8 protein-coding genes are annotated in these 6,869 nt (G+C 27.7%); 1 reads left to right on the top strand and 7 read right to left on the bottom strand.

Translation table 11 applies throughout. The features are described from left to right. Positions 1-54: 54 nt before the first annotated feature. Positions 55-501 carry a hypothetical protein gene (locus E6248_RS11140; protein ID WP_316340872.1) on the bottom strand — a complete coding sequence of 149 codons (447 nt, stop codon included), beginning with the start codon at positions 499-501 and terminating at the stop codon, positions 55-57. Between the two features lie 120 nt (positions 502-621). Here E6248_RS11140 and E6248_RS11135 point away from each other — a divergent pair, with 120 nt between their 5' ends. After that, the gene (locus tag E6248_RS11135; protein ID WP_316340871.1) at positions 622-1,113 is read left to right on the top strand and encodes a DUF4883 family protein; all 492 of its coding nucleotides are present in this window, start codon (positions 622-624) and stop codon (positions 1,111-1,113) included. Between the two features lie 32 nt (positions 1,114-1,145). Here E6248_RS11135 and folK read toward each other — a convergent pair whose 3' ends face one another. The 6 genes from folK to E6248_RS11105 all read right to left on the bottom strand — a co-directional run bounded on the left by folK (position 1,146) and on the right by E6248_RS11105 (position 6,733). After that, the gene (folK, locus tag E6248_RS11130; protein ID WP_316340870.1) at positions 1,146-1,967 is read right to left on the bottom strand and encodes a 2-amino-4-hydroxy-6-hydroxymethyldihydropteridine diphosphokinase; all 822 of its coding nucleotides are present in this window, start codon (positions 1,965-1,967) and stop codon (positions 1,146-1,148) included. An 8-nt stretch (positions 1,968-1,975) separates the two neighbouring features. Beyond that, on the bottom strand, positions 1,976-2,785 hold the full coding sequence (gene folP, locus E6248_RS11125; RefSeq protein ID WP_316340869.1) for a dihydropteroate synthase: 810 nt from the start codon (positions 2,783-2,785) through the stop codon (positions 1,976-1,978). Between the two features lie 14 nt (positions 2,786-2,799). Beyond that, a complete protein-coding gene (locus E6248_RS11120) occupies positions 2,800-3,273 on the bottom strand; it encodes an HD domain-containing protein (RefSeq protein WP_316340868.1) in 474 nt (157 codons plus the stop codon). A gap of 22 nt (positions 3,274-3,295) precedes the next feature. Next, the gene (folE, locus tag E6248_RS11115; RefSeq protein ID WP_316340867.1) at positions 3,296-3,850 is read right to left on the bottom strand and encodes a GTP cyclohydrolase I FolE; all 555 of its coding nucleotides are present in this window, start codon (positions 3,848-3,850) and stop codon (positions 3,296-3,298) included. An 11-nt stretch (positions 3,851-3,861) separates the two neighbouring features. Then, on the bottom strand, positions 3,862-5,565 hold the full coding sequence (locus E6248_RS11110) for an MATE family efflux transporter (protein WP_316340866.1): 1,704 nt from the start codon (positions 5,563-5,565) through the stop codon (positions 3,862-3,864). A gap of 184 nt (positions 5,566-5,749) precedes the next feature. Next, entirely contained in the window at positions 5,750-6,733 is a 984-nt protein-coding gene (locus tag E6248_RS11105) for a P1 family peptidase (protein WP_316340865.1), read from the bottom strand. Between the last annotated feature and the right edge of the window lie 136 nt (positions 6,734-6,869).

Below are 6,869 nucleotides of genomic sequence, written 5' to 3'. Positions count from 1 at the left end.
GATATCCCTAGCATTATTTTATTGGGGATACCATTTAATAAACCTCTTCAATATTCATAATTCTTTTAAATCCTTCAATATTTCTTTTATTGTAATTATTTCTACTTTTTCTATTAATCTTTCTGGAATTTTTAACACTATCCCTAGCGCATTAATATTCTTTAATAAATATAGATTTTCTCCTTCTTTCTTTTCAATTAAAACTGATTCTTTTATTAGCTTTCCAATACTAGATTTAATAACTTCCTCAATTTTTTCATTAGGGCTATAATAAATATAAATACCGTCTATTTTATCTACAAACTCAATTTTAAAATAGATATCTATATTCGTAACATTTGACTTAAGAACCTTTTTTCTTAATATTTTCCCATAGTTTATATTTTTGTTATAATCCACATCCTCCTCTGAAAGATTTACCATAAAGTCTCCACTATCTTTTATATAGTTTATAATTTCATCTAAAATATTTTTTTCATTTACATCTAATCCGTATTTCACATATGCTCCATAAAACCTATTGTTATTTCATTTTATTCCAATGATATTAAAATGTTCTAAAGTATTTTCATATAGAATAAGCTAATATATGAATAATTAATAGGAGGGCTTTTTCCTTACATGAAAAGATTATCTAAATTAATTTTTTTAACATTATTAACAACCTTATTTATAGGTTGTAGCCTAAATACTGCTCAATACATAAGACCTGGTACTAAACCTAAGGTAAATTATTATACTGAGGAAATAAATGAATTGATTTCTAAAAATAATGAATATAAGATTAAAGTCTTTGATATGAATGTATATAAGTATTACGACGTTGATAAAAGTGAATATGATATAATTCCTGAGTTTATAGACACATTAAATGATAAGAATTATGAAGCTGAAATTGAAGAAGATTCTATTCCAAATTATAAGCTTATAATAGAGTTTTCTGATAATAAATACGTAATTAATGCATATAATGATAAACTTATATCTATCTATCCTTGGGACGGAATTTATAAAGAAGATACTATTTCAATGGAAGGTATCTCTGATTATTATAACTTATATAATTTCTGTGAGTATATTAAAAAAGTAGCTAGTAATGAAATAAAAAAATAGGTGCTATCGCACATTGTGCGATAGCACCATTTCTATAGGTTATTTTCTAAATTTGATAATAGCCTAAAAATTCTCTCTCTTTTTAAAGGATGAATAAGGTTAGGGGCTATTTCACATAATGGTTTTAAGACAAATTCTCTTTCTTCCATTCTAGGATGAGGTATAGTTACATAATCATCTGAAGTTACATAATCATCAAATAATACTATATCTAAATCTATTATTCTAGGTCCCCATTTTATTATTCTTTCTCTCTTCATTTCTTTTTCAATATTTAATAAATTAGACATAAGTTCCTTTGGTTCTAAAAATGTCTCAACTTCAATAGCAACATTTTTAAATACATCTTGATTTTTATAACCCCAAGGTTCTGTTTCTATTATTGACGATACCTTAGTAACTTTAGCTTCTTTTATTTCTTCTATTTTCTTTATCGAAGCCTTTATATTTTCTTCCTTATCTCCAATATTACTTCCAATAGAAATATATGCTTTATGCCATTTTCTATAGACTTCTACAGCTGCAGTATCTAAATGTCTACCTATAGGAGCCCAAGGTTTCTTTAATAATACTTTACATGCTTTTACTAGTGAATAATTTAAAAGAATATATTCAGCAATCTTTTCTGCTGCTGTTTCTATTAAATCATAACTTTCTCTTTGGAATTCCTTTTCAATATTATGACATAACTCTCCATAATGAACTGATTTACTTAAGTCATTCGTAATAGCCGCTGCTCTTAAGTCAACATCTAGTTCTAATGATATAATAAATTTTTGCCCTAATGACTTTTCTTCATTAAAAACCCCATGATTAGCAAAAATCTCAACATCTTTCAAATATAATTTATCCATAAAATCTCCTATTTACTTCTTAATATTTTATCTGTCATTACACAAGCTCTCTTATTTTCAAGAACATCATGTACCCTAACTATGTTACATCCTTTCATTATTCCCATAACTGTTGTTGCAATAGTTCCTTCAAGTCTTTTATCAGTTGGTAGCTCTAAAGCTAAGCCAATCATAGACTTTCTAGATGTAGCAAGTAAAACAGGATATCCAATCTGTACAACTTTTTCTAAATTATCCATAACTATTAAGTTTTCTTCATAGGTCTTAGCAAAACCTATACCTGGATCTAATATAATATTTTCTCTTAGAACACCAGCTTCTAAAGCTATATTAATACTATCAACTAAATCATATATAACATCATTCATTAATTTTTTATAAGGTTTATTTTCTCTATTATGCATTAATATACAAGGCACATTATATTTAGCTGCTACCTTAGCTATATTTTCATCTTTTTTAAATCCCCAAACATCATTAATAATATCAGCACCTGCTAAAATTGCTTCCTCCGCAGTTCTACTCTTATAGGTATCTATTGATATTATTACATCTAATTCTTTTTTTATAGCCCTTATTATAGGTACAACCCTATTAATTTCTTCTTCTTCTGATACATATTCAGCACCTGGTCTAGTAGATTCCCCTCCGATATCTATAATATCAGCACCTTCCTCTACCATCGTTTTTGCTCTTTTAACAGCTTCTTCAACTTCATTATACTTCCCACCATCTGAAAAAGAATCTGGCGTTACATTCAGTATGCCCATAACATATGTTCTTTCATTTAAATTAATGTCCCTATTTCCTATTTTCATACTTCTCTCCCCATTTAAAGCTTTATTATTTTATTTTTCTTTTCTTCTTTCCAATAGCATTCTTTATATGCTCTGCAATTAAAACAATTTCTTGAAAGCTTATCACTAGTATAAATAAGCTTAGAAAGTTCATCCTCAGTTTCTTTTCTATGATTATCTATTGCTCTTAAAATATCCTCTTTATCTTCTATAGTAAAATTAGTTTCATCTAGTAATTCTTTAGCTATTTCTACACTAGCCTTATGATGATCTTTACCTTCTGCATATTCTGACACTCTACCTATATCATGAAGTAATGCTATAGCATATATTACTTCCTTTTTAAAGTTTAACTTTTCCTCCATTACTGTAATATATGCGATTCTTGCTACATCTAAAAAATGAGCCAAGTCATGTCCACAATACCATCTGTCTTTTTCTAACTCACCAAGTTTTCTTAGCAATTCTTTGTATTTAGGATTACTTAAAATACTATTTACATTTTCCAAAGCTTCACCTTCTATCTAAATATTACTTGATAAAATTCATCACTTCTTTTCTAAGCTCGTAATCTTCCTTAAAGCATCCTCTATAAGTAGTCGTTATAGTTTTAGCTCCTGGCTTTTTAACACCTCTCATAGTCATACACATATGCTCACCTTCAATTACTACCATAACTCCTTCAGCATCTAAATATTTCATCAAAGCATCTGCTATTTCAGTGGTTAATCTTTCTTGAAGTTGAGGCTTCTTAGCATAAACCTCTACACATCTAGCTAACTTTGAAAGCCCTGCGACCTTCCCTTTAGGTATGTATGCTATATGAGCCTTCCCATAAAAAGGTACAAAATGATGTTCACACATAGAGAAAAATGTAATGTCCTTTTCCAGTACTAAATCATTTCCTTCAACAGTAAAAGTTTTTGATAATTCCTTTTCTGCCGTTTGCCCAATGCCAGAAAAAATCTCCTCATACATTCTAGCAATTCTATCAGGTGTTTCTAATAATCCTTCTCTTGATGTATCTTCACCTATTCCTTCTATAATAAGTTTAACGCCTTCCATTATCTTTTCTCTATCTACCATTATTAATCCTCCTAAATATCAATCTCTGCTTCATACTCTTTTCTAATTTTATTTGTCACCTTATTATTTGAAAATATTTTATCTTCAATTTTACTTACTCCCATTATTCCAAGTAAGCTATTAGTTATAAACACTTCATCTGCATTGAATAAATCTTCTCTAGTCATTTTTTTCTCAGTAATATGATATTTTCCTAAAAGATATTCTCTTACAGTCCCTTGAAGAAGTCCTTCTTCTACTCCAGGAGTAAATATTTCTCCACATGATACTACAAATATATTACTAACACTTCCTTCAGCTAAATATCCCTTTTCATTAAAGAAAATTACTTCATCATAATTTTTCTTTATTGCCTCTTCTCTCTCTAAAATATTCTCTAAATAATTAGTTGATTTAATATTATTTATTTTTAAATGATAGACAACAGTAAATATTAAATTGTTTATACATAAGCCAATATATACGCCTATTAGGCTAAGCCTTATGGATAATAGTAGAATCCATGATATAGATATAGCACTTATAAAGCTTGTAAATTTTAATACAAATCTTTCATTATTTAAACCTTGTAAATAACTTTTGTATATTTGATTAAAAATATTTAATATTTGCATTAGAATTACTAATATAAATATCTTAGTTACTTTTAATATCAAAGTCGCATCCTTAGTAATTAATCCTAATACCTTATTAGGGAAAATAGAAATAAATATACCTATAATTAAAACCATGAAGCATGATAATACTATAGCTGTATTTATTATGTCTTTTGGATTATCTTCGTTATCTTTTGAATTATCTTCCTTATTAGAAAAGGACTTTTGAATAGATAATGTAATTGCAGATGTTGAAAATGCGTAAATAGGTAAAGCCATTATGCTACCAATACTTTCTGCTAAATTATATGATGCAATTTCATATAATCCAAGTCTTGAGATAATTCCAGTCAAAATAATAGGGAATATGGATCCTTCTATAACATCTTGGCCTAATAATGGAATATATAACTTAATAAGTTTATGAGTAAGTTTTTTACTAATTACTCCTTTTAATTTTATATCTCCATTTCTATAAAATTTAATTATATAAACTGCAATTCCAGCTATCAATCCTAATATACTTCCTACTGCAGCACCCTTTGCTCCTAGTTCAGGAAATCCAAACTTTCCATATACAAATAAATAGTCAAATACTACATTTAAGCATGTAGAAATTATTGTACTATATAAAGAAATTTTAGTATCTTTTAGATTTCTAAAATAAACAGAAAAATTGAATAAAACCATATTCATTACTATAGTAGTTGATGCAATATAAAAGTATTCCAAGCAAAGGTTTAAGATATTACCATCTAGTCCAAATACTTTAGAAAATAATAATTTACCACCTAATAGTGAAAGTAATATTAAGGATAGTCCAATTATTATAGATATACACATAACTGTATAAAATGAATTGTTAAAGGAGTCCGTATCACCTTTTCCTAAATATTGTGCAGCAATAATATTATATGCAGCTGAAATTATTCCTAAGGATCCAGTGATTCCGTATATTACAGTAGCAGATACACCAACTGCAGCAAAGTCATCTATTGAATAATTTCCTACTATAGCCTTATCTAATACTTCAAATAAAGTTATAACTAAATAATTCATTAAAATAGGGAAGGACATCTTAACTAAGATATCAATATATTTACTTTTAATTCTTTTCATTTTATTCTCACTTCCTCAAATAATAGTTTATTTGATTAAAAGAGAATAGTATTTTATCAGCCTATTCTCTCAATAGGCTTAAAACAAGCAGATTATTCATCTAATATTCCTCCATTTATTTAAGTGTAATTTGCAAATTACTCAGTGAATATATATAATTATTATTTTTATGAAAAGATGTTTATTATTTAAGCTCTTTTAAGGTGTCCATTAAAGAATATCTAGTATTTCCGTCTCTACCCGTAACAGTTTCATTATTCCATAAGGAGCTCATAATAGCATCTTCACAAGCTTCAATTGAAGCTCTAAACACTAAATCTATTTTATTTTCATGAATTTCTTTAATATTAATTATATCTGTGGTCTCATAATGAGGAATTATATTTGCAGTTGAAAATCCAATTACTATATCTCCACTTCCATTACCTAAATAAGAACCGAGCCTAGATAAAGAAGCACTCATTCTTTTGCAAACTCTTTTTAATTGACGTGATGATAATGGTATATCAGTAGCTAGTATCATCATAATACTTCCTTTTTCTAAAGTTTCATCATCAAGGTCAGAAAAGCTAATCTTATCAAAAATAAAATCTTTCTTTAAACCAAAATTACTCAATATAAGAAGACCTACAGTGTACTCTTGCCCATCTAATTCAACAATACGAGAAGAAGATCCAATTCCACCTTTCATTTGGAAGCAAGACATTCCTCTACCAGCCCCTACACTTCCAAGCTCAAAGTTTATAGTTGCATTTTCAATAGCTTCATAAACATCTTCTTCCTTAATAGCACAAGCTCTAATATCATTTATATAACCATCATTACATTCTCCAACAACGGTATTAATTGTACCTGTTTCTTGCCCTATATCAGGATTACCTTTTAGCATATGTTTTACAATAGCTTGTTGTACAGTACCAACGCTCAATGTATTAGTAAGGCCTATAATACTTTCTAATGTTCCAAGTTCATCAATTTGAACAAGTCCACTAGTTTTACCAAAACCATTAATAACATAAGATGATGCTACATACTTATTTTGAAATATATTCTTTTCACTTGGAATAATAACAGTTACTCCTGTATGAACATTTCCATTATCAATTGTTTTATGGCCTACCTTTATTCCTTTAACATCAGTAATTTTATTTAGTTTTCCTGTTTTCATTTGTGCCCCCATAAAATAATATTTTATATAATTATAATTCCATATTTGTAAGTTAAATAGAAAATATGGAAAATACATTTATTATAAAATTATTATATCATATCTTGATTATTATAATGATTATCACTTTTAGAAG

Source organism: Clostridium sp., from assembly GCF_032552055.1.
GTDB lineage: Bacteria > Bacillota > Clostridia > Clostridiales > Clostridiaceae > Clostridium.
The sequence above is the reverse complement of the archived record's forward strand: the minus strand, read 5'-3'. Positions and strand labels throughout refer to the sequence as shown.

Coding starts and splice junctions, on each gene's coding strand:
- E6248_RS11135 (WP_316340871.1), top strand. CDS start 622: ATGAAAAGATTATCTAAATTAATTTTTTTAACATTATTAACAACCTTA.
- folK (WP_316340870.1), bottom strand. CDS start 1,967: ATGGATAAATTATATTTGAAAGATGTTGAGATTTTTGCTAATCATGGG.
- E6248_RS11110 (WP_316340866.1), bottom strand. CDS start 5,565: ATGAAAAGAATTAAAAGTAAATATATTGATATCTTAGTTAAGATGTCC.
- folP (WP_316340869.1), bottom strand. CDS start 2,785: ATGAAAATAGGAAATAGGGACATTAATTTAAATGAAAGAACATATGTT.
- E6248_RS11105 (WP_316340865.1), bottom strand. CDS start 6,733: ATGAAAACAGGAAAACTAAATAAAATTACTGATGTTAAAGGAATAAAG.
- folE (WP_316340867.1), bottom strand. CDS start 3,850: ATGGTAGATAGAGAAAAGATAATGGAAGGCGTTAAACTTATTATAGAA.